Annotated in this window: 2 protein-coding genes; both read right to left on the bottom strand. The window is 76.2% G+C overall.

Annotation, left to right across the window (positions count from 1 at the left end; all coding sequences use genetic code 11):
- On the bottom strand, positions 1 to 623 hold a 623-nt coding region (locus tag FOE67_RS25575), incomplete at its 3' end, for an arsenate reductase/protein-tyrosine-phosphatase family protein (RefSeq protein ID WP_182667191.1).
- Positions 624 to 745: 122 nt separating this feature from the next.
- On the bottom strand, positions 746 to 1393 hold the full coding sequence (locus FOE67_RS25570) for an L-threonylcarbamoyladenylate synthase (protein WP_182667190.1): 648 nt from the start codon (positions 1391 to 1393) through the stop codon (positions 746 to 748).
- Positions 1394 to 1468: the final 75 nt, after the last annotated feature.

Below are 1468 nucleotides of genomic sequence, written 5' to 3'. Positions count from 1 at the left end.
GGGGCGGGCGGCGCGGGCGCGGGCAGACCGGTGAGGGCCGTCACCACCGGGTCCAGGGCGGCGCGGATCTCCTCCCCGATGCTGCGGAAGTAGGGGAAGGGCGCCCCGTACGGGTCCTGCACCTCGTCCGCCTCGGGGGTGGGCGCCAGCAGCCAGCCGCGCAGTGCCGCCGCCGCCCGGCCCAGCGCGCGGGCCCGGGCCACCGCCCCGCCCGGCGCCAGGGCGTCCGGCAGGGTCGTGGGGTCGATGGCCCGCACCAGGCGGGTGAACTCCTTCAGGGTGAAGGTGCGCAGCCCCGCGGAGTGTCCCATCGAGATGACGTGCGCCCGGTGGTCCAGGGTGGCGGTCAGCACCAGGTCGGCGGTGATGACGTGCTCGTCCAGCAGTTCGCGGCCGGTGAAGTCCTCGGCGTCGGCGCCGAACTCGGTCAGCACCCGGGCGGCGTGCGCCTCCATCGGCGCCCCCACGTGCCCCCAGGTGCCCGCGCTCTCCACGATCAGCCCGCCGCCGGCCGGGCCCAACCGGTCGCGCAGCGCCTGACGGGTGAGCCGCTCGGTGATCGGCGAGCGGCAGACGTTGCCGGTGCTGACGTACAGGATGCGGAAGGTCGCGCCGCCGGGTATGGCGCCCTCCCCGGCGTCCCCGCCGGCGACGTCCGCCCCCGGGCGCGCCGAACGGCCCCCGGGGACCGGCGGGGGGAAGGGGCCGGCCGCGCCGGGAGCCGGCCCGGGCAGGGTGGGGGCGGTCAATGCGCCGTCTCCAGGTCGGGCACGACCTTCCGCAGTTCCTCCGCGCTCACCGCCCCGGCGCGCAGCAGCACCGGCACCGGGCCGGTGATGTCCACGATCGAGGAGGGCACGGTGTCGGCGGTGGGGCCGCCGTCGAGGTAGACGGCGACCGAGTCGCCGAGCATGTCCATCGCGGCGTCGCAGGTCTGGGGGGACGGGTGACCGGTGAGGTTGGCGCTGGAGACGGCCATCGGGCCGAACTCCTTGAGCAGTTCCAGCGCGATGGGGTGCAGCGGCATCCGCACCGCGACCGTGCCCCGGGTCTCCCCCAGGTCCCAGGTCAGGGACGGCTGGTGACGGGCGACCAGGGTCAGCGCCCCCGGCCAGAAGGCGTCCACCAGCTCCCAGGCCCGCTCGTTCAGGCCGGTGACCAGGCCGTGCAGGGTGTTCGGGGAACCGACCAGCACCGGGGAGGGCATGTTGCGGCCCCGTCCCTTGGCCTCCAGCAGGTCGCCGACGGCCCTGCGGTTGAAGGCGTCCGCGCCCACCCCGTAGACGGTGTCGGTGGGCAGGACCACCAGGTCACCGCGGCGCACGGCGGCGGTGGCCTCGCGCAGGCCGTGGGCGCGGTCGGTGAGATCGGTGCAGTCGTAGCGCCGGGGCATCGCTCGTGCTCCTCGGTGGTGATCGGGGTTGCGGGGCCGCGGCCCCGCAACCCCGCTCACCCCCGAGGAGCACGA

The organism is Streptomyces calidiresistens (genome assembly GCF_014141525.1).
In the GTDB taxonomy this organism is placed as follows: Bacteria; Actinomycetota; Actinomycetes; order Streptomycetales; family Streptomycetaceae; genus Streptomyces; species Streptomyces calidiresistens.
The sequence above is the reverse complement of the archived record's forward strand: the minus strand, read 5'-3'. Positions and strand labels throughout refer to the sequence as shown.

Bases quoted from the DNA above. Each gene is read 5' to 3' on its own strand.
- FOE67_RS25570 (WP_182667190.1), bottom strand. From the start codon at position 1,393: ATGCCCCGGCGCTACGACTGCACCGATCTCACCGACCGCGCCCACGGC.